This window comes from Flavobacterium frigoritolerans (assembly GCF_025847275.1).
GTDB classification, from domain to species: domain Bacteria; phylum Bacteroidota; class Bacteroidia; order Flavobacteriales; family Flavobacteriaceae; genus Flavobacterium; species Flavobacterium frigoritolerans.
Genome location: NZ_JAOZEV010000003.1, coordinates 338,474 through 359,189 on the forward strand (window position 1 = coordinate 338,474; position 20,716 = coordinate 359,189).

A 20,716-nucleotide genomic window follows, 5' to 3' on the forward strand; every position below is an offset into this window, starting at 1 on the left:
TATGAAATCATCTATAAAAAAACTGCCAAAAACAGTACTAACATCGATTCCATATTCTACTAAAAATATTTATTGCACCAATATGAAAAAGCCTCTCCAAACCACGCTTTGTTTAATACTCTTGCTACTATCCTCTATTTTTTCTTATGGTCAAGATATTCCGGCTCCTAAAGCATTAGGCATAGCTTCATCATCTATAAGCGAAGTAGAAAAATTAGATCGTTGGGTAAATAAATTTTCTAAAGACGAATTGGTTGAATTACCGATTGGTATAAAACAAAATATAAGTAACATCCAATATACTGTAGCCATATCAAAAGCAACATTCTCTCCAGAATATACAACATTGACTGTATTTTGTAGAGTCGATATTCCCCAAAAAGATAAAAATGGGAAGCCAATGCAACTGTTTTTTGGGGCCGATGATGTAAAACTTTCTCATCAGGGTGGAATCATTGGTGATGCAAAATTAGTACTGCTTGGGAATGTGAACATTCCCTTTAGTGAAAACAAATGGCAGTTGTCTTTATATGGAGGTTTTGATATGGCTACAGGTTATAGTAAAGACTTAACATATGTAACTATAGATTGCGACGGATTTAAAGAAATGAAAATATCAGGGGCAGTGGAATTTTCAAGAGATTTGATTTTACCAATAGAATCATCAGGTCAAGTAAATGAAGCAAAACAAATTGTCACTAAAACATATTACAATGGAAAACCACAATCAATCCCAAATCGTGTTAGAGGAGAGTTTAACTTTACGGCAAGTAATTGGAATGATATATTAGTAAATGTAACACTTCAGCCCTTTGTTTTAAAAGATAAAAGAAATGGTAAAGATTATGATGGTAATTTTGAGTTTTTAGTCAGTAACGCAGTATTGGACTTAAGTGATTTAAAAAATGCCCCTGCTGTAGTTTTTCCTGATTATTATGCTCGCAATAACCTTTTAATGCCAAGTCCGGAAACATGGAAAGGGATATATATCCAGACTTTTGATGTTGGCCTTCCTAAAGAATTCAAAACAACCGAAACTGCATCAAATAAAGGAAGAATCCATGTTGGAGCTTCGAATCTTATTATTGATAAATACGGTGTTTCTGGTACTTTTTATGCAAATAATGTATTTCCACTGGACAGAGGAATTACCAGTGACGAAAAATCATGGGCCTATTCATTAGATTATATAGATGTGACTATTGCCGCCAATACTTTTGCAAAAGCAAACCTGAGAGGTGAAATTCTTTTGCCAATCAGTAAAAATAAAAAAGACAGTAATACTAGTCAGAATACCGCTGGTTCAAGTCCAACTCAAAATAAGAAATTTGGTTTAGCATATAATGGTTTTATCTCTATGCAGGAACAACAATTAACCGTTGTTTCCAAAGATTCCATCTCGTTTGATATCTGGAAAGCCAGAGCAATATTACTTCCAAATAGTTCCATAGAACTTAAATTGATAAATGGAAAATTTCTACCAAAAGCAAATCTTAATGGTACATTATCTCTTGCAACAAACAATGGTGCAACAGATGATGGCGACGTAAAAGGGAAAAAGACAGTCGATTTTAAAGGAATATCATTCCAGGATTTACAATTGCAAACTGTATCCCCTGTTATATCTGTGAGAAACATGGGGTATCAGGGAACCTTTAGTTTTAGTAATTTCCCCGTTTCAATAGGCAATATTGATGTACAAATCAATGGTAACGATTCCAGAATCAATTTTGACCTTGGTCTAAATCTTATGGATGCAGTTGGAGCTGGTGCTACAGCCCGAATAGGCATCAAAGGAAAAATGTATGAATATGGCTTCAGGCAAAGAAGCAAATATGATGGACTAGACCTATCAGCAATCTCAATAAACTGTGAGTTTAGCGGTCTAAAGATTAAAGGTAGTCTAATACTCATGGAAAAAAATCCTTTGTATGGAGATGGATTTAATGCCGAATTGGAAGTAGATGTTGCTGGTCAGGTAAATGTACGAGCCAAAGCTATTTTTGGGCGTTCTTCCTTTAGGTATTGGTATTTTGATGCGGCAGTAAAATGGCCACCTGTCCCCTCTCCTTTTATGATTAATGGTTTTGGAGGTGGAGCATATTATAAAATGCGAAGAAATCAAGATATTGCTATTGGAGATTTTTCACCGTCGGGATTAAGTTATACACCCGATGAAAAAGTAAATCTGGGAGTTAAAGCCTTAATCTATTTTAGCATTGGTAGTGAGACCATATGTGATGGAGAGGGTGGATTTGAAATTTCTTTTAACTCCAAAGGAGGAATAAATACATTGGCCATTTTTGGAAAAGCAGGTGTTCTTGCAAAAATTCCAGGAATGAAAAACATAGGCGGATTGATGGAAAAAGTAGCCTCCAATGTAACTTCAAAGGCAAGTTTCATGGGAATTACCGATTCAAAATTAGAAGGCTCATTTGCAAGCAAATATATTCCAAAAGCAAAAGAAGCTATTCCAGGTGATTTAACGGCACAAGTGGGCATAACAATGGCAGCGGCAATAGAATTTGATTTTCAAAATAATTCTATGCATGCCACAACTGACGTATATATTAATACTCCAGGCAATTTTCTTTCAGGAACAGGACCAGGAGGAAGAGCAGTTTGGGGAGTTTTCCATAAAGACCCTAAAGATTGGTATATGTACATGGGAACTCCAGATGAAAGATGTGGTATAAAAATTGGAATTGCCGGTTTATACCGTACAATAACTGGTTATTTTATGGCAGGTACATTATTACCCGGAAGCCCACCCCCGCCCCCTGTTGTGGCTCAAATTTTGGGTGTCGATATCAAACAATTAGATTATATGCGAGATGAAAATGCATTGGCAAATGGAGGCGGTATGGCCTTTGGTGCAAGTTTGGATTTTGACACTGGAGATTTAAGTTTCCTGCTTTTTTATGCCCGTTTTCAGGCAGGAATGGGATTTGATATTATGCTGAAAGATTATCAGGAAGCCAGATGCTCTAATACAGGAAAAAATGTAGGTATAAACGGTTGGTATGCCAACGGACAAGCATATGCCTATCTACAAGGGGAATTAGGAATTAGAATCAAACTAGCATTTTTGAAACTGAAAGTTCCGATTATATCTGGAGGTGCTGCTGTTTTATTACAAGCTAAATTACCAAATCCAGTTTGGATGCGCGGTTATGTAGGAGGAAAGATGAATATCCTAGGAGGATTAATAAAAGGTAAATTTAGATTTAAATTAGAAATAGGACAAGAGTGTATTTTCGAAAATGCTTCTCCGTTAGGGGGTATCAAACTTATTACCGATGTTACTCCAAAACAAAGTTCAAATGATGTGGATGTATTCGCTATTCCACAAGCTGCTTTTTCAATGAAAGTAAATGAAGCCTTTATAATTCCAGAAGATGATGGTGATGTAACCTACAAAGTTATATTGGAGAAATTTAAAGTATTAGATGGTACAACAGAAATTCCTGGAATCTTAGAATGGAATTCTATGAAAGACAAAGCCAATTTTGTTTCTAGTGACATTTTACCTCCGAATAAACCACTTAAAGTCCAAGTAGAAGTAAGTTTCCAAAAATTAACTAACGGTATTTTTCAACCAATAAAAATTGATGGGCAAATTGCCACAGAATATGAAGAAAGGATCTTCACAACTGGTGGTGCCCCGAATCATATTCCGCTCACAAACATAAAATACTCTTACCCTGTAGTAGAACAAAAATATTTCTTGGAAGAAGAATATCCTAAAGGGTATATTCAGCTAAAACGTGGTCAGGATTATCTGTTTGAAGATAGCAATTGGGAAACGAAAATCAAAATAAATGAGAATGGAACATCTAATGTAAAATCTGCCAACTTTGTTTACAACACAAGTTCAAATGAAGTTTCTTATGATTTACCAAATATTGACCAACAAAAAAATTATAATTTTGCAATTGTAAGTAATTTGAAAGATGGACAGAAAAAAAATTCAATTTCAGGAGTTAAAACGACAACAATTGATAATGAAGGAAATAATATAGAAGTTAGAGAGAATCAGGCTGACGCACTTTATAAGGCTGAAGGCGAAATTGAGCGCTTAACTTATATTTTCAGTACCAGTAAATACAAAACATTTACTTCAAAAATGAACGCTATAAACACACAAAACTATAATTTTGTAGTGTTGTATCCAGATGTAATTTATCTAAGTAATACTATTTCCAGTCAGGAAGCGTTTGATTTAGTTGACTTACAAGGTGCGACCTATAGTGACAATTTGCCAATCATAACAGCGCAATCAGCTTTAAATGACCCATACTATAGCACAGATATTTATCCATATTTATATCGTGATTATCCTCTTAGTAACGTTTATTATATAACCAATAGAGATACAAAGGATTTAGGAATTATTCCAGCAAAAGCAATACCGCTTAATGCCTATTACATGACCAGCATTGAGAATGATGTAAATCATGCATGGACAAAAAGTAATTTCCCCTTTAAATATAATTTACCGTTAGTATATAAGGAAGACTGGATTGATTTAAATAATCAAATTGTAAATGACTATATAAATGGTTTAGTTAGCAGTACATCCATAGCAAAGCGTTTCATGAATAGTGATTATTTATTTATGAAATATGGTTATTATGATGTTCTGATGAAGTATAATTTACCGGGAGGAAAAAAAGCTACAGAGTACACTTATAAGTTCAAAAACATCAATAATTTTAGATAATCTAAATTAAACTCAATAATTAGATAAGTTTAATAATGGAGATGATGTTAAAAACTTAAACATAAAAATAATTGTAAAACAGAAATTAAAAGCTAGCTCAAGCAATAAAGATGATTCAAATTATAATCATATGGCTACATGTCCAAATTGTTTCTATATAACTGAAGGTGTTAATTTTATTTTAAATAAGTAATGAATGAAAAGAAATATTATCCTAATAAAAGTAAACAAGTTTTTATAGACAGATTATCTACTTCAGATTATGGTATGTATAATGATGAACCATTTACTGGGATCATAGAAACTATCTCTCCAGAAGAATATATCAGAGAAACTTTTGTAAACAGAAAATTACATGGAGTAGTATTTAATATAAGTGAAGAATTTTTCTCGATTATTGTTTATATTTATAATCAAAGTAGATACACTTTTCATATATATAAAAATAGTTCCAAAACTTTTCCAGATAAACTTTATACTGTATACGACCTAGATACATTAGATCTAATAATGGATTATAAAATACTAGATGACACAAGCAAAAGACTACATTATGAAGGATATAGTTTTACACGTGAAGATTTAGATTATGATAAGAAAATAAAAGATAATTCTGATGTGGTAAAAAACTACGAAGATACTAAAGATGTTTTTACTCGTTTAGACTTATTCGTCCATACTTATTGGGACAATCCTTTTAATCTTACAAAGGAATTAAACCGAGAAAGAGCAGGAAAGACACTCTATGGATATCTAGTACAGGAAAGCATGAAAGAAACATTAGGATATACAGTTCCAGACGATTTTATGGAAAAATATGTTCTTCAAAATGAACTCGCTGAAAAGATTGTTGAACAAGATGATATTCCGGATTCTATAAAATACATTGGAGGTATTAGTGTAGCATACAACGACATAGATCAGAAAATGGTCTCAGCAATTGTAGTAATGAATATTGAAACACAAGAAATTGTTGATCAGGCATTTTATGAGTCAGAAGATGTTACACTGCATATCCCTGATTTATTTGCTTATAACGAAGTTCCTGTAGTATTGAAAGCTTTTGAAAAACTAAATATAAAACCCCATTTAATTTTTTGTGATGGACATGGTATTGAACATCCTAAAAATATGGGATTAGCTACTCATTTAGGAATTGAGCTAAATATTCCTACTATTGGCTGCCCTAAAAAAAGATTAGTAGGTTATTATGACAAAGCAACTTTAGGAAATTCAAGAGGAGATACACAAGAACTATTATTTGATGACAAAATAGTAGGTAAAGCACTGAGAACCTTAGAAAATAATAACCCTCTTTATGTATCTATTGGGCACAAAATAAGTTTAGAAACAGCAGTTAATTGGGTTTTAAAAATGACAATCAATACTCGAGTTCCTTTTATAGTGCAAGAAGCAATAAATATAACTGAACAACTCATGCCGAAAAGAATTAGATATGATTTCTTAGATGATGAGGAAAACCAATATGGAATTATAATATAAAATGAACAACGAATTATTTAACGAAGAACAAGAATTTAAACAATATTACGATTTACAGAATAATCTGCGTGATAAAGTAATTAAACAAGACCAATTACCAGAAATAATTAAATATATTGCTGGAGTAGATGTTGCATACAATGATGGCTCAGATAAAATGATTGGCGCCATAGTAGTTTTAAATGCACAGACTCATGAAGTAGTTGAAGAGGCTTTCCATGAAATGGAAATTACTTTTCCTTATATTCCAGGTTTATTTTCCTTTAGAGAAATTCCTCCATTAATAGAAGCTTTTAAAAAACTTACAATAAAACCAGATTTGATTGTTTCTGATGCTCAAGGAATAGCTCATCCAAAAGGAGTCGGTATGGCAACCCATCTAGGAATTGAATTAAATATACCAACAATAGGATGTGCTAAAAAAAGATTGGTTGGCAGCTATGATAAAGCTTTGTTAGGATTAAAAAGAGGAGAAACACAAGAGTTAATTTATAATAATGTCCTAGTTGGTAAAACACTCCGAACACAGGATAATACAAATCCAATGTATGTATCTATTGGCCATAAAATTTCTCTTGAAACTGCTATAGATTGGGTATTAAAATTAACCCCTGATTATAGACTTCCAGAAACAACTCGACAAGCTGATCATTTGGTAAATTCTCTTTTAAAGAACAAATAATAAACTCTTTAACATCACATCCACTAAAATAAAGACATATTCCCCGCTACCGCACGAATCCTTTCGCGTGATAAAGCATCGCAAATTTTGCTTACATAATGAAAAAATAATTGAATTTTGGAACAAAAAGAATTAGTTAATAATGTAATTATTTTTAACAATCATCAATGCTCAAATAGAACGTACCGCACGAAAGGATTCGTGCGGTAGCAGGGGAAAAAAGTATCACAAATGGTAAATCCTGCAATAATAATATTAGATGTCGAATTTGGGGCTGGGGCTGATTTCAAATTAATCCGTAAAAACGAATGGTTCTCTATTGGTGGTAATGCCAATGGTACTGCAAAATCTGAAGTAGCAAGTATCGGTTGGATTGATGGAGACTTTCAATATTCAACTTTTAAAGAGGGAGTTTGGCTAAATTGTACAGCCACTGGTTATGTGATTTTTTTAGGAAAAAAAATAGAAATGCCCCCTTATTATAAAAAGATATCAGTAATAAAGCCTTAAGAATAAAAGAAACTATGAAAAAATTATTATGTTACATTATTATTATCTTTTCTACATTAGCGATAACTAGTGAAGTAATACTTAATTTTCCCAAATTAAGATTATTGCATTATTCTTTTAACACAGAAAAATATTTTGAGGAAGATCACTTAATTATACTTAATGAAAATAAATCCTCTACCTCTAAAGGCGTCGGGGGAATGATTATATATGATGGAATATTAAAAAAGAATAAAATAAAAAATAAAATTTCTGTATATCCAGAATCAATGGAAGATAAAATTTTATCAGATGGGAGAAATATCTATTGTAAGGTTTGGTATTGCAAAAACTTAAATTATGTTATCCTAAAAGAGGAAAACAATTTATACCCTTATAGATTTTGGAACGTATGGATAGGATTTATATTTTATATTCTAGCCATCCCTTGTGTGATATTTTTAATCAAAAACAGAAGAAGCGAAAACTTATTCATTTCAGATGTTAAAAATATAATCAATAATATAAAAAAATAAAAATGAAATATAAATTATTAGTAATTGCACTCTTCTTTACATGCAAATTATTTTGTCAAACGCTTAACGAAGGCTACATAGTAGAGCACAACAAATTGATTGATGCAGAATATACCATTTACAATCCCCCATTAAAAATTAATAAAACGTTATCTCAAAGCAAAATAGATTATTCTAAAATTGAAGGACTTATTCAATCTTATTTTTCTGCTTCAAATAAACAATGGGCATTAGACGAATATTTAGATAAAAGCACCAAAATCGTAAGAGATGAAGAACATTTCGAAGCTGTTAAAAAATCAAGTAATCAAGACTTTATACAAATAGAAACAATATATGAATTTGATTATTCAAATCATAAGATGGCTTATGTAAAATATTCTTTTATTTTTGAAAAGATTCCTTTTCCAGTAATAGGAATAATATCTATTGAAAAAGTTAATAATCGATGGTATATCAGTGATTTATTAAATCAAGGTGCACTATTGTTTATTCTTTCAAAAATGGATACCCCATTTTTATTAGATATGTTTAAAGGTAAATCTTTAGACAAAGAAATTAATGACTTTATTAAAAATAATAGCGATAAATCTCAAATAATTGATTTTATTAATTTCTACAAAAATATTGAAAAATTAAAAGTAAATAATCCTACTTTTTTTAAAAAAATAATTGATCAAAGATTAATTAAAGAAAATATAGATTTTAGAAATGCACAAGAAAAATCAACGCCTTCAACAACTAAATTCAAAATCTATCAACCTTTCCTTTATGATAATGTACAATTATTTGAATATAATAAATCCGAAGTTAATTTAACGAAAATAGATAAAGCTTTTGAAAAATATTTGAATACTCCTGAATCAATTATTATTGATGATATTCCCATCAATTTATTATTTAAAGTAAAAATAGTTATAGGAAACGAGCAATATGTACTTATTAAATTTGAAAAAGAGAAAAAAAAATACGTATCTGCCATTAAAACAAATAATGGTATATTTTCGATTGTAAATTTACAAGAATTACAAGTCATAACTGATATATGTCTAATGAGTAAATACTCATTCTTAAAATCTATCTTAGATAATAAAAACTATCAAATGCAAGAAGATATTACAGGGAGTGATGGAGGAATAAATGTCAGTGAAGCATTAAAATATATCAACCTAAACGAAGCGTCACTTTCCAAATATTTAGACGAATAATTTATTTTCAATTGAATACGTGATAAAAAAAGCTACATCCTTGAAAAAGATGTAACTTTTTTTATTAAAATAATCACCTCCAATAAATAATTAGTATTATTACCCATTTTTTTGTACTTCCATTTAAAACCTAATAACACCAACAGCTTTAAGACTATCTTAAAGCCCTCTTGTTCATCTATACGCAAAAAACTTCCAAGCTTCAAATCATAAATAGCAGTGCTTATTTCTGCTTAATATTCTGTTTACATTGTAAAACTGAGATTTAGTCAATTTATCAATTCAATAAAATTTAAAAATAACCACTCCAATAGATTATAAAAACAAAAAACTCCAGATATCTCTGGAGTTTTAAATATATAAGATTGTATTTTCTTTATTTTACAAATTCAATTTTTTGAACTTCTTCTTCATTGACACTGTCAAAGAAACCTTGTTCGTTCATCCAATCATCGCTAAACACTTTACTCATGTAACGTGACCCGTGATCAGGAAATATAGCTATTATATTGCTATCTTTAGTAAACTCACCTTCTTCTGCATATTGTCTAATCGCTTGCATTACTGCTCCAGATGTATATCCTACAAATAAGCCTTCTTTTCTAGTGATTTCTCTAGCTGCATGAGCACTTTCTTCATCGGTAACTTTTATAAACTTATCGATGATATCGAAATCTGTAGCTGATGGAATTAAATTTTTACCTAAACCTTCTATACGGTATGGATAAATTTCTTTATTATCGAATTCTCTTGTTTCGTGGTATTTTTTTAATACCGATCCAAAAGCATCAACTCCTAGAATTCTAACATTGGGATTTTGCTCTTTCAAGAATTTTGCAGTACCTGAGATTGTTCCTCCAGTTCCACTACAAGCAATAAGATGCGTTATCTGACCTTTTGTTTGTTCCCAAATTTCTGGTCCAGTAGTGTTGTAATGTGCATCAACATTTAATTGATTAAAATATTGATTGATATAAACCGAACCTTTGGTTTCTTCATGCAATCTTTTGGCTACATTATAGTAAGAGCGTTCATCATCTGCAGAAACGTGCGCGGGGCAAACATATACTTTGGCTCCTAAGCTACGTAACATGTCAATTTTATCTTTGGATGATTTTGAGCTAACAGCAAGAATACAATTATATCCTTTTATAATGCTAACCATTGCTAAGCTAAAACCTGTATTACCGGAAGTAGTTTCAATAATTGTATCTCCTGGAGATAAAATCCCTCTCTTTTCGGCCTCTTCAATAATATATAATGCAATTCTATCTTTTGAGGAATGTCCTGGATTAAAAGCTTCTACCTTTGCATAGAAATTACCTTCTAACCCTTCTGTGATTTTATTTAGTTTAATAAGCGGTGTATTGCCTATTAATTCTAAAACGTTGTTGTAAGCAGTTATTTCTTCTTTCATAAAAAAATAGTTAATCGAGGGTATTTTTAAATTAACCTCGACAGGATGCAAATTTAACAAAAAAATTCTAATTACATTTTAATTTTCTCTAAATCTAATAAAAAACTAAACTCTTGGGCTAGTTCCTTTAGAGCTTCAAAACGTCCGGAAGCTCCGCCATGCCCCGCATCCATGTTTGTATTTAGGAATAATAAATTATTATTAGTTTTTTTATTTCTTAATTTGGCCACCCACTTGGCTGGCTCCCAATATTGTACCTGAGAATCATGTAACCCAGTAGAAATGTACATATTAGGGTATTTTTGAGCACTTACATTGTCATATGGCGAATAAGACAACATATAGTCATAATATTTCTTTGTATTCGGATTTCCCCACTCATCATACTCTCCTGTAGTTAACGGAATAGTACTATCTAACATTGTGGTCATAACGTCTACAAAAGGAACTTGAGCCATCACTCCATTATATAATTCTGGCGCCCAATTTACGACAACTCCCATTAAAAGCCCTCCTGCAGAGCCCCCTTCGGCATATAAATGCTCTGGAGAAGTGTATTTTTGTTCAATTACATATTTAGAACAATCTATAAAATCTGTAAAAGTATTTTTCTTTTTCAATAATTTCCCATCTTCATACCATTGTCTTCCTAAATCTTCTCCTCCACGAATATGTGCTATTGCAAAAATAAAACCTCTATCTAGCAATGATAATCGGGTAGATGAAAAATAAGTGTCCATTGTAATTCCGTATGAACCATAAGCATAAAGCAATAACGGATTCTTACCGTTTTTTTCTAATCCTTTACGGTAAACCATCGAAATAGGTACTTTTACTCCATCTACAGCTGTAGCCCAAATACGCTCTTCTATATAATTATCTTTATCAAATTGACCTCCCAAAACTTGTTGTTCCTTTAAAACTACTTTAGTTTTCGTTTTCATATTAAAATCGATAACCGAAGATGGCGTTGCCAAAGATTGATAGCTGTAACGCAAAATATCGGTATCAAAATCAACATTAGTAGTGGTAAAAGCACTGTATGTTTCGCTTCCAAAAGGCAAATAATAATCTGGTTCGTCATTCCAAGGCATGATTCGGATGTGATTTAAGCCGTTTGAGCGCTCCTCTACAACCAAATAATTTTTAAAAATCTCAATATCTTCTAATAAAACATCTTCTCTATGTGGAATAAGATCTTTCCAATTTTTCTTCCCAGTAGCGTTTTCAGGCGTTTTCATCAACTTAAAGTTCGTCGCCTTATCTTTATTGGTCAGAATGTAAAAATGGTCTTCAAAATGCGAAATACTGTATTCTAAACCACGAACACGAGGTTGAAAAACAACAAACTCACCATCAGGATTATCAGAGTTCAATGTTCTGTATTCGGTAGTCAATGTACTTCCTGAACTAATTACAATATATTTTCGTGATTTTTCTTTACCCACAGAAACATTAAAAGTGTCGTCTGTTTCTTCAAAAACCAAAACATCATCAGCTGAATCAGTATTTAATTTGTGCTTAAAAACTTTATCAGAGCGCAATGTAACCTCATCTTGCTTGGTATAAAATATAGTCTTATTATCATTTGCCCAAACCGAACCTCCTGTTGTATTTTCTATTTTATCAGAAAAAATTTCTCCAGTTTCTAAGTTTTTAATCTGAATTGTATAGATTCTTCTTCCAACCACATCTTGTGCAAAAGATACAAATTTGTTATCAGGACTTATACTCAAACCTCCTAATTTAAAAAAGTTATGTCCTACCGATAATTCATTACAATTAAATAGAATTTCTTCATCAGCAGTTAAACTTCCTTTTTTTCGGGAATAAATTGGGTAATCTTTTCCGGTTTCAAAACGAGTAATGTAAAAATATCCATTATAAAAATAAGGAACCGACTCATCGTCTTCCTTAATCCTTGCTTTCATTTCCTCATACAATGCTTTCTGTAAATCTTTAGTATGTTCCGTCATACTTTCGTAGTAGGCATTCTCTTGATTTAAATAGTCAATTACTTCAGGGTTTTCTCTATCATTCAGCCAAAAATAATTATCTATTCTAACTTCTTTATGTTTTTTTAATGACTTAGGAATTTCTTTAGCTATTGGAGCAGCAATTTTATTTGGCATTTTCTGAATTTTAATTTTAAAATGAATTTACAAAAATAACATAAACGAACGCGTAACTAAATTCTTTTTTATCTAAATTAACACTTGATTTTAAAATTGAATTAGTAATTTCGTTCCATAATTTAAAAACAACCGAAAATGGATTTAATGGGAATGATGGGAAAACTTAAAGAAACCCAACAAAAAATAGAGGATACAAAGAAACGATTAGACACGGTTTTAATAGATGAACAAAGCGCTGACGGATTATTAAAAGTTACTTTGACAGCTAACCGAAAAATAAAATCAATTACAATAGCCGATTCTTTACTAGAAGATAAGGAACAATTAGAAGATTATCTAATTGTAACATTAAATAAAGCAATAGAAAAAGCTACCGATGTTAACCAAACTGAACTTGATGCTGTCACAAAAATGGACATGCCAATGATTCCTGGAATGGATGAGTTGTTTAAATAAGATTCCAAAAAGGTTCAAAAGTTAAAGAAAGGTTCAAAGGTTTTACGACATCCGTAAACTTTGAACCTTTTATATTTAATAAGGCTTTTAAAATTTAACACTATTGCAAAATAGATAAAAAAAAGCTCAAAGACTCAAATATTTCACACTAATTAGTAAACTTTAAACCTCTGAACCTTTGCGCCTTTAACCTTTTCTTTAGAATTTCTGCAACGTTTCTAAAACATAAGTATGCATTACTTGTCTGTAATCAAGATGAGTTACAATTCGGAGCTTACCATGCCCCATTGAGCTTATTGAAATATTTTTCTGTTTCAATTTCTCTATCAAAAGTTGCTCACTAAAATTAGGTTGCAAAGAAAAAATTAAAATATTCGTTTCTACAGGCTCTATCGAAGCAACCCAATGCTTTGTACTTAAAACTGCGGCAATCTCTTTGGCTCTGCGGTGATCCTCTGCTAATCTTTCCAAATTATTCTCTAAGGCAAAAATTGCAGCAGCAGCCAAATAACCAACCTGTCGCATTCCTCCCCCCAATATCTTCCTAATTCTCAATGCTCTTTTAATATCAGCTTTGGTTCCTAATAACATCGAGCCTATTGGAGCTCCCAATCCTTTGGAGAAACAAACCGAAATAGTATCGAATAGTTTACCAAATTCTTTAGGATCTTGTCTTTTAGCGACTAAAGCATTCCAAATTCTCGCTCCATCTAAGTGGAATTTCAAATTATTGGCATCACAAACTTGTTTTATTTTTTTTAATTCATCAAGTTCGTAACATGCTCCCCCACCTTTGTTAGTAGTATTCTCAACACATACTAAGCTTGTAAGCGGACTATGATAAAATTCTGGATCATTAATTGCTCCTGCAACCTGCTCGGCGGTAATCATACCTCGATTTCCATCCAATAAGCAACAAGAAACACCACTATTAAACGAAGCGCCTCCTCCTTCATAATGAAAAACGTGTGCATATTTATCAGCAATTAATTGCTCTCCTGGTTGTGTATGTAATTTTATTGCGGTTTGATTTGCCATGGTTCCTGATGGAAAAAATAACCCTGCTTCCATACCAAACATTGCAGCTACTCCAGCTTCAAGTTCAATAACCGTTGGGTCTTGCTTGTAAACATCATCTCCTACTTGAGCATTGAACATGTATTGCAACATATCAATACTAGGTTTGGTGATTGTATCGCTAATTAAATTTATTTCCATATTCTAAAAACTATATCTTATTTTTGTCCAACAAAATTACGTATTTCGTGTTTTCTAATACAATGAAGTCATATAAAATTTAACCCATTACAAAACAGTTAAGCACTAAAACGAGTTATTTATAAAAATCTTACTAAACTACTAATAATTTATGACAACTACCGAACAAATAAAAGGTATTGTAGAGCGCCTTGGTGCGTTGAGGAGGTATCTTTGACGTTGATGCCAAATTAATTGAAATTGCAAACGAGGAAGAAAAGACTTTTGCACCCGATTTTTGGAACAATGCAAAAGAAGCCGAAGTCATTGTAAAAAATCTGAGAAACAAGAAAAAATGGATCGAAGATTACAACAAAGCTATTGAACTTACTGATGAGTTGCAAATTGCCTATGATTTCTATAAAGAAGGAGCAATTTCTGCAGAAGAATTAGATGAGCATTACAAAGCCGCACAATCGCATATTGAAAACATTGAATTTAAAAACATGCTTTCTGATGAAGGAGATAGCTTAAGTGCCGTAGTTCAAATAACTGCTGGTGCCGGCGGAACCGAAAGTTGCGATTGGGCAGGAATGCTTATGCGTATGTACATGATGTGGGGCGAAAGTTATGGGTATAAAATAAAAGAACTTAACTTTCAGGCTGGTGAGGTAGCGGGTATAAAAACCGTTACTCTAGAGTTTGAAGGTGATTATTCTTTTGGTTATTTAAAAGGAGAAAATGGTGTACACCGCTTAGTTCGAATCTCCCCTTTTGATAGTAATGCCAAACGCCATACCTCATTCGCATCAGTTTATGTTTATCCACTTGTTGATGATAGTATTGAAATTGATATTAATCCTGCCGACATTGAAATTACAACTTCTCGCTCTAGTGGTGCAGGAGGACAGAATGTCAATAAAGTAGAAACAAAAGTTCAATTGGTTCACAAACCAACTGGAATTCAAATTCAATGTTCAGAAACAAGATCACAGCAAGACAATAGACAGCGTGCTATGCAAATGTTACGATCTCAGTTATATGAAATCGAATTAAAAAAACAACAAGCACAACGTGCCGATATTGAAGCAGGGAAAATGAAAATCGAATGGGGATCACAAATTCGAAATTATGTGATGCAACCCTACAAATTAGTCAAAGATGTACGTACAGGTTATGAAACTAGCGATGTCGACGGAGTAATGAACGGTGAAATTGACCCTTTCCTAAAAGCATTCTTAATGATGATGGGACAAAAAGAAGATGAATCTTAAATTATTAACCCAGCTTTTACGCTGGGTTTTTTATTATTCTAAAGTGGCCCAATTAAAGAAACCCCTACACCTATTGTCGTTTGCAGATTATTATAATCTATTAAGGTTTCACCATAACCATGTGTTGCTAAAAGAAATCCTTTCAAATTTCCAACAATTGGATACGACCATGAAAATGCTGCATTCCCCCTATTCTTATTAAAGCTTAAATTATTACTTCCTGTAAAAGTAAACACGCTTTTACTATTGGTATAAATTATATTTATATCACCACGCCCAATATATTGAGCAATATCAGGGTTATCATCTTTTTTAGAGCGAAGCCTAAGCCAAGGTCTCACATATACACTCCAATTATCACGATCAAATCCTAAATGAAAAATAATCCTATTCCAACTTCTAGAAAAGGGTAATCCTTTCCCATTTGATTCATGATTAAACGCAACACCAGCCATTCGCATGTTAAAACCTAAAACATTAAAATTAAGTGGATAATTAAAAATAATTTCAGGCTCATAATTAATCTCCCTGAATGGCCTTGATAAACTTTCATTATAAATCTGCCATTGTGATTCTTGTGTATATCCTACCCATAAATCTCCTTTTCCAAAAAGAGCATTGTGAAGAATTTTTGTTTTAAAACTAAGCTGAAACTTTGTTTCAATATTATTATAATTCGTACCTGGAGGTGCAACATACTCTGGTTTACCATTTCCAGAGTAAGGATGCTCGTTTGGCGAACTATACCAATTAGCAGGCAAGACATAAATAGACTTATATGGTGTTATTAAAAATGTCCCGTTTGATGATTCTGGAGTTAATTCCCATCGTTCAGATATTGTATGAAGTTCAGTAGGTTTACTAAACATGTCCTTAACTTGTGAATAAGTCAGTGCAGAATTAAACAATAGGAAAAAAAATACTTTTTTAGCAGAAAACAATTTCATAAAATTTTCATTAATTTTTGTGATAAAAATACATCATAAAGAATTATTACTGTTACACATTTACATTAAAATGTTATACCTCTCACAACCTCATTTATTTACCACTTTCTATGTAGCGCTATTAACATCCAAAAAAATATCTTTTTTAACAAATTAAAAACTATCAACAATTTAATAGATTTAATAACGTTTATATAATAATCAGATTATTATTTTATCTTTTTATTAAAATCCATCAAAATATAATTAGGTAATTAAATACTAATTGATTTTATTTGGCAAAAAATACCACGCAACCCTAAAACTAATCAATACTAAATGAAATCCTATTCTATTCAAGAGCTTAATGAAGTAATTAATGGTGTTATTTATGGTGATACTTCACAGAATATTACCGCTACAGAACAATTAGACAAAGCCACCAATACCGAAATTTCGTTCATTGGAAACAAGAAGTATGAAAAACATTGGCAAGACTCTAAAGCCAGTATCGCCATTGTTAATGAAGATATTTCGATAGAACCAGGAGAAAATCGAGCTTTTATAAAAGTAAAAAATGCCGATTTAGCAATGTCGCAAATATTAGCTCTTTTTGCACCACCTACACCAGTTTTCCATAACAATATACACGTTAGAGCAGTTGTAGATGAATCTGCAATTATTGGCGAAGGCGTTCGAATTGGAGCTGGATGTTACATTGGACCTAAAGTAAAACTAGCCGATAATGTTACTATTTATCCAAATGTTACTATCCTTGATGAATGTACAATCGGAAAAAATACTACTATTTGGTCAGGAGCTGTAATTCGCGAACGTTGTCATATTGGTAATGATTGTATCATACATCCTAATGCAACTATTGGAGCAGATGGCTTCGGATTTCGTCCGTGTAGCGAAAAAGGATTAGTAAAAATTCCTCAAATCGGGAATGTAATCATAGGAAACGGAGTAGAAATAGGAGCAAATTCTTGTGTTGATCGTGGAAAATTTAGCTCTACTATTCTTGGTGATGGATGCAAAATTGATAATTTAGTTCAAATAGGCCACAACAGCAAACTAGGTAAGTTTTGTATCATGGCTGGAAATAGTGGTTTAGCTGGTTCTGTAACGCTAGGTAACGGAGTTATCATTGGAGGTAGTGCTTCGATAAAAGACCATACAACTATTGGAGATGGCGCTATTGTTGGTGCAGGATCTGGAGTTACCGGAGATATTCCTGCCGGCAAAACCATGTTAGGATATCCTGCTGTAGAAGCTCGTGATGCCTTAAAACAATGGGCAATCTTAAAACGATTAGTTTGTGATTCTAAAAAATAAAAACAATACTCCTCAATATAAGAAAAACAGAAGTTCGCTTCTGTTTTTTTTTGTTTATAATTGTTTCTGAACACTTTACAGTTTCAATTTTTAAAACAAATTAATTATACTGTTTATTTCGATCGATTTCGTAAATTAGCAGACACTATTTTGTTAAAACACTATATTATTATGGATTTAAACTTCAATAAAAACGAAGATCACAATAAACTCTTACTTTCTGAACTAAAACAAAAATTTGCCAAAGTAAAATTAGGCGGTGGCGAAAAACGTATCGCAAAACTTCATGCCGAAGGCAAAATGACTGCAAGAGAACGAATTGATTATTTACTTGATGAAAATTCAAAAAATATAGAAATCGGAGGTTTTGTAGGAGAAGGAATGTATGCAGAACATGGCGGTTGCCCATCTGGCGGCGTTGTTGTAAAAATAGGATACGTACGAGGAAAACAATGTGTAGTTGTTGCCAATGACGCTACTGTAAAAGCGGGTGCTTGGTTTCCTATTACTGCCAAAAAAAATCTACGTGCTCAGGAAATTGCAATGGAAAATAGATTGCCAATAATTTATCTTGTAGATAGTGCAGGTGTTTATTTGCCGTTGCAAGATGAAATTTTTCCGGATAAAGAACATTTTGGACGTATTTTTAGAAATAACGCTCAAATGAGTAGCATGGGAATTACTCAAATTGCCGCTGTAATGGGTAGTTGTGTTGCTGGTGGTGCCTATTTACCAATCATGAGCGATGAAGCCTTAATTGTAGATAAAACTGGAAGTATTTTTCTTGCTGGAAGCTATTTAGTAAAAGCCGCTATTGGAGAAACAATCGATAACGAAACATTAGGTGGTGCAACTACTCATTGCGAAATTTCGGGTGTTACTGATTATAAAGCCAAAGATGATAAAGATGCATTAGATAAAATAAAAAACATTGTAGATAAAATTGGTGATTACGATAAAGCAGGTTACAACCGTATTAAAGCCGAAAAACCAGCTTTAGATCCAACAGAAATTTATGGTATTTTGCCAAAAGCACGAAATGAACAATACGATATGATGGAAATCATTAAGCGTATGGTTGATAATTCGGAATTTGAAGCCTATAAAGAAGGATATGGCCAGTCTTTAATTACTGGTTATGCACGAATTGACGGTTGGGCGGTAGGAATTGTAGCCAATCAAAGAAAAGTAGTTAAGACTGCCAAAGGTGAAATGCAATTTGGTGGAGTTATTTACTCAGACAGTGCAGATAAAGCAACCCGTTTTATTGCCAATTGCAATCAGAAAAAAATCCCTTTGGTATTTGTACAAGATGTTACGGGGTTCATGGTGGGCTCTAAATCAGAGCATGGCGGAATCATAAAAGACGGTGCTAAAATGGTTAATGCTGTAAGCAATTCGGTAGTACCAAAATTTACCGTTATCGTAGGAAATTCGTACGGAGCAGGAAACTATGCTATGTGTGGCAAAGCTTATGATCCTAGATTAATCTTTGCTTGGCCAAGCGCCGAATTAGCTGTAATGGGAGGAACACAAGCAGCAAAAGTATTGGCACAAATAGAGGCATCTTCTTTAAAATCAAAAGGAGAAATAGTAGATGAAGCAAAAGAGGCAGAATTATTTGCAAAAATAAAGGCTCGCTATGATGAACAAGTTTCTCCATACTATGCAGCTTCCCGATTGTGGACCGACGCTATCATAGACCCATTAGATACACGCACATGGATTTCTATGGGAATCGAAGCAGCGAATCACTCTCCTATTACAAAACCTTTTAATCTTGGTGTCATTCAGGTATAATTATTAAAAATAAATAAAATTTACAGAATTATTTTTACAGCTAAAAAACAACTATATAGCTAAAAATTAGTAACTTAGCACTATTATTTCAAATAATTATAGTATCATGGAAAATGTAAAAAATTTAAATAAATGGGCAAATGCGCACACTTATTTACCTGTAGATTTATTACGTATTGCTTTAGGGGTATTTTTGTTTATGAAAGGAGTTTTCTTTGTAACTAATATCCAGTATTTACATGATTTAATATCTCCAATTGACAAGTTTGGTGGCGGAATGTTTCTTTTACATTACATAGCCCCTGCTCATATGATTGGAGGTATCATGATTGTTTTTGGGCTGCTTACCCGATGGGCAATCGGTGCGCAATTACCAATCTTATTAGGTGCAATCTTAGTAAATTTTATGGGCGAAATGCATTCTCAAAATTTACTATTGGCTATTTGTGTCTTTATTGTATGCTTATTTTTCTTTTTTTATGGCAGTGGAAAGCATTCAGCCGATTATTATTTTAAAATGCAACAATAACAAATCTAAAAATATTTAGAGACCAACATTTCCACTTATATTATGCTATTTTTTTCTTAAAAGGTACCTAAATTACATTTTATCAATTAGATTTGCAATATGACTTGGATTCGTAAAACAATCATCTTTGTTGGGCTCTTAATGCTCTTTTTATCTGCTTATAATGCAGACAAAGTTGTTATTGATATAATTCAACCTCAAAAAACGGATTCAAACATTACCCCTGATAGTATCAAAACTTCGGCTTTTATACAACCTCAGGCAAGTTTTCATGTTGTTGCCGATTTAAAAACAAATTATCCGAGTCCTTCTCTATCTAAATGGTTTGATACTTTTTTAATTGTAATTCCAGATTACAAAATCCAAAGAATTACATTCAATTTTGCAGACCAAATTATAAATCAGAGAAAGAAAATCTCGATATTACTCTATCCTTTCCATTATTTCTGGTAATTAAATCTCATGATTTTATCTATTGAAGATTAATTTCTTCTTAAAACAAA

Annotated in this window: 16 protein-coding genes; 12 read left to right on the forward strand and 4 right to left on the reverse strand. The window is 32.2% G+C overall.

Annotation, left to right across the window (positions count from 1 at the left end; translation table 11 throughout):
- The first annotated feature begins 1 nt into the window (after window position 1).
- The 6 genes from OIU80_RS06035 (at window position 2) to OIU80_RS06060 (ending at window position 9,141) form a co-directional block, all read left to right on the forward strand.
- The gene (locus OIU80_RS06035) at window positions 2-4,723 is read left to right on the forward strand and encodes a hypothetical protein (RefSeq protein WP_264286146.1); all 4,722 of its coding nucleotides are present in this window, start codon (window positions 2-4) and stop codon (window positions 4,721-4,723) included.
- 192 nt (window positions 4,724-4,915) lie between these two features.
- The gene (locus tag OIU80_RS06040) at window positions 4,916-6,226 is read left to right on the forward strand and encodes an endonuclease V (protein ID WP_264286147.1); all 1,311 of its coding nucleotides are present in this window, start codon (window positions 4,916-4,918) and stop codon (window positions 6,224-6,226) included.
- A gap of 1 nt (window position 6,227) precedes the next feature.
- The gene (nfi, locus tag OIU80_RS06045; RefSeq protein ID WP_264286148.1) at window positions 6,228-6,908 is read left to right on the forward strand and encodes a deoxyribonuclease V; all 681 of its coding nucleotides are present in this window, start codon (window positions 6,228-6,230) and stop codon (window positions 6,906-6,908) included.
- Between the two features lie 231 nt (window positions 6,909-7,139).
- Complete coding sequence (locus OIU80_RS06050) at window positions 7,140-7,418, forward strand: hypothetical protein (RefSeq protein ID WP_264286149.1); 279 nt, start codon at window positions 7,140-7,142, stop codon at window positions 7,416-7,418.
- Between the two features lie 14 nt (window positions 7,419-7,432).
- The gene (locus OIU80_RS06055) at window positions 7,433-7,933 is read left to right on the forward strand and encodes a hypothetical protein (RefSeq protein WP_264286150.1); all 501 of its coding nucleotides are present in this window, start codon (window positions 7,433-7,435) and stop codon (window positions 7,931-7,933) included.
- Between the two features lie 2 nt (window positions 7,934-7,935).
- The gene (locus tag OIU80_RS06060) at window positions 7,936-9,141 is read left to right on the forward strand and encodes a hypothetical protein (RefSeq protein ID WP_264286151.1); all 1,206 of its coding nucleotides are present in this window, start codon (window positions 7,936-7,938) and stop codon (window positions 9,139-9,141) included.
- Window positions 9,142-9,517: 376 nt separating this feature from the next.
- On the opposite strand, the gene OIU80_RS06065 is transcribed toward OIU80_RS06060, so the two are convergent.
- Together OIU80_RS06065 and OIU80_RS06070 are read right to left on the reverse strand one after the other, a co-directional pair.
- Window positions 9,518-10,558, reverse strand: coding sequence for a PLP-dependent cysteine synthase family protein (locus tag OIU80_RS06065; protein ID WP_264286152.1), 1,041 nt, complete (start codon window positions 10,556-10,558; stop codon window positions 9,518-9,520).
- Between the two features lie 71 nt (window positions 10,559-10,629).
- Entirely contained in the window at window positions 10,630-12,690 is a 2,061-nt protein-coding gene (locus OIU80_RS06070) for a S9 family peptidase (protein WP_264286153.1), read from the reverse strand.
- Window positions 12,691-12,828: 138 nt separating this feature from the next.
- On the opposite strand from OIU80_RS06070, the gene OIU80_RS06075 reads away from it, so the two are divergent.
- The gene (locus OIU80_RS06075) at window positions 12,829-13,149 is read left to right on the forward strand and encodes a YbaB/EbfC family nucleoid-associated protein (RefSeq protein ID WP_195737991.1); all 321 of its coding nucleotides are present in this window, start codon (window positions 12,829-12,831) and stop codon (window positions 13,147-13,149) included.
- A gap of 198 nt (window positions 13,150-13,347) precedes the next feature.
- Here the strand turns inward: OIU80_RS06075 and OIU80_RS06080 are convergent, their stop codons facing one another.
- Window positions 13,348-14,367, reverse strand: a complete 1,020-nt coding sequence (locus OIU80_RS06080; RefSeq protein WP_264286154.1) for a threonine aldolase family protein — start codon at window positions 14,365-14,367, stop codon at window positions 13,348-13,350.
- Between the two features lie 151 nt (window positions 14,368-14,518).
- Here OIU80_RS06080 and prfB point away from each other — a divergent pair.
- Window positions 14,519-15,620 (forward strand): peptide chain release factor 2 gene (gene prfB, locus OIU80_RS06085; protein ID WP_264286155.1). Its coding sequence is split into 2 segments (ribosomal slippage): window positions 14,519-14,581 and window positions 14,583-15,620, totalling 1,101 coding nucleotides; the frame shifts between segments, so codons are not numbered across the junction.
- Between the two features lie 38 nt (window positions 15,621-15,658).
- Here prfB and OIU80_RS06090 read toward each other — a convergent pair.
- Window positions 15,659-16,567 carry a phospholipase A gene (locus OIU80_RS06090; RefSeq protein WP_264286156.1) on the reverse strand — a complete coding sequence of 303 codons (909 nt, stop codon included), beginning with the start codon at window positions 16,565-16,567 and terminating at the stop codon, window positions 15,659-15,661.
- A gap of 318 nt (window positions 16,568-16,885) precedes the next feature.
- On the opposite strand from OIU80_RS06090, the gene lpxD reads away from it, so the two are divergent.
- From lpxD to OIU80_RS06110, 4 genes are all read left to right on the forward strand, one after another.
- Window positions 16,886-17,884 (forward strand): UDP-3-O-(3-hydroxymyristoyl)glucosamine N-acyltransferase, encoded by a 999-nt coding sequence (gene lpxD, locus OIU80_RS06095; RefSeq protein WP_264286157.1) that lies wholly within the window; start codon window positions 16,886-16,888, stop codon window positions 17,882-17,884.
- Between the two features lie 171 nt (window positions 17,885-18,055).
- Window positions 18,056-19,684, forward strand: coding sequence for an acyl-CoA carboxylase subunit beta (locus OIU80_RS06100; RefSeq protein WP_264286158.1), 1,629 nt, complete (start codon window positions 18,056-18,058; stop codon window positions 19,682-19,684).
- A 106-nt stretch (window positions 19,685-19,790) separates the two neighbouring features.
- On the forward strand, window positions 19,791-20,213 hold the full coding sequence (locus OIU80_RS06105; protein WP_035621274.1) for a DoxX family protein: 423 nt from the start codon (window positions 19,791-19,793) through the stop codon (window positions 20,211-20,213).
- Window positions 20,214-20,312: 99 nt separating this feature from the next.
- On the forward strand, window positions 20,313-20,666 hold the full coding sequence (locus OIU80_RS06110) for a hypothetical protein (protein ID WP_264286159.1): 354 nt from the start codon (window positions 20,313-20,315) through the stop codon (window positions 20,664-20,666).
- Window positions 20,667-20,716 lie beyond the last annotated feature (50 nt).

Coding starts and splice junctions, on each gene's coding strand:
- OIU80_RS06035 (WP_264286146.1), top strand. CDS start 2: ATGAAATCATCTATAAAAAAACTGCCAAAAACAGTACTAACATCGATT.
- OIU80_RS06040 (WP_264286147.1), top strand. CDS start 4,916: ATGAATGAAAAGAAATATTATCCTAATAAAAGTAAACAAGTTTTTATA.
- nfi (WP_264286148.1), top strand. CDS start 6,228: ATGAACAACGAATTATTTAACGAAGAACAAGAATTTAAACAATATTAC.
- OIU80_RS06050 (WP_264286149.1), top strand. CDS start 7,140: ATGGTAAATCCTGCAATAATAATATTAGATGTCGAATTTGGGGCTGGG.
- OIU80_RS06055 (WP_264286150.1), top strand. CDS start 7,433: ATGAAAAAATTATTATGTTACATTATTATTATCTTTTCTACATTAGCG.
- OIU80_RS06060 (WP_264286151.1), top strand. CDS start 7,936: ATGAAATATAAATTATTAGTAATTGCACTCTTCTTTACATGCAAATTA.
- OIU80_RS06065 (WP_264286152.1), bottom strand. CDS start 10,558: ATGAAAGAAGAAATAACTGCTTACAACAACGTTTTAGAATTAATAGGC.
- OIU80_RS06070 (WP_264286153.1), bottom strand. CDS start 12,690: ATGCCAAATAAAATTGCTGCTCCAATAGCTAAAGAAATTCCTAAGTCA.
- OIU80_RS06075 (WP_195737991.1), top strand. CDS start 12,829: ATGGATTTAATGGGAATGATGGGAAAACTTAAAGAAACCCAACAAAAA.
- OIU80_RS06080 (WP_264286154.1), bottom strand. CDS start 14,367: ATGGAAATAAATTTAATTAGCGATACAATCACCAAACCTAGTATTGAT.
- OIU80_RS06090 (WP_264286156.1), bottom strand. CDS start 16,567: ATGAAATTGTTTTCTGCTAAAAAAGTATTTTTTTTCCTATTGTTTAAT.
- lpxD (WP_264286157.1), top strand. CDS start 16,886: ATGAAATCCTATTCTATTCAAGAGCTTAATGAAGTAATTAATGGTGTT.
- OIU80_RS06100 (WP_264286158.1), top strand. CDS start 18,056: ATGGATTTAAACTTCAATAAAAACGAAGATCACAATAAACTCTTACTT.
- OIU80_RS06105 (WP_035621274.1), top strand. CDS start 19,791: ATGGAAAATGTAAAAAATTTAAATAAATGGGCAAATGCGCACACTTAT.
- OIU80_RS06110 (WP_264286159.1), top strand. CDS start 20,313: ATGACTTGGATTCGTAAAACAATCATCTTTGTTGGGCTCTTAATGCTC.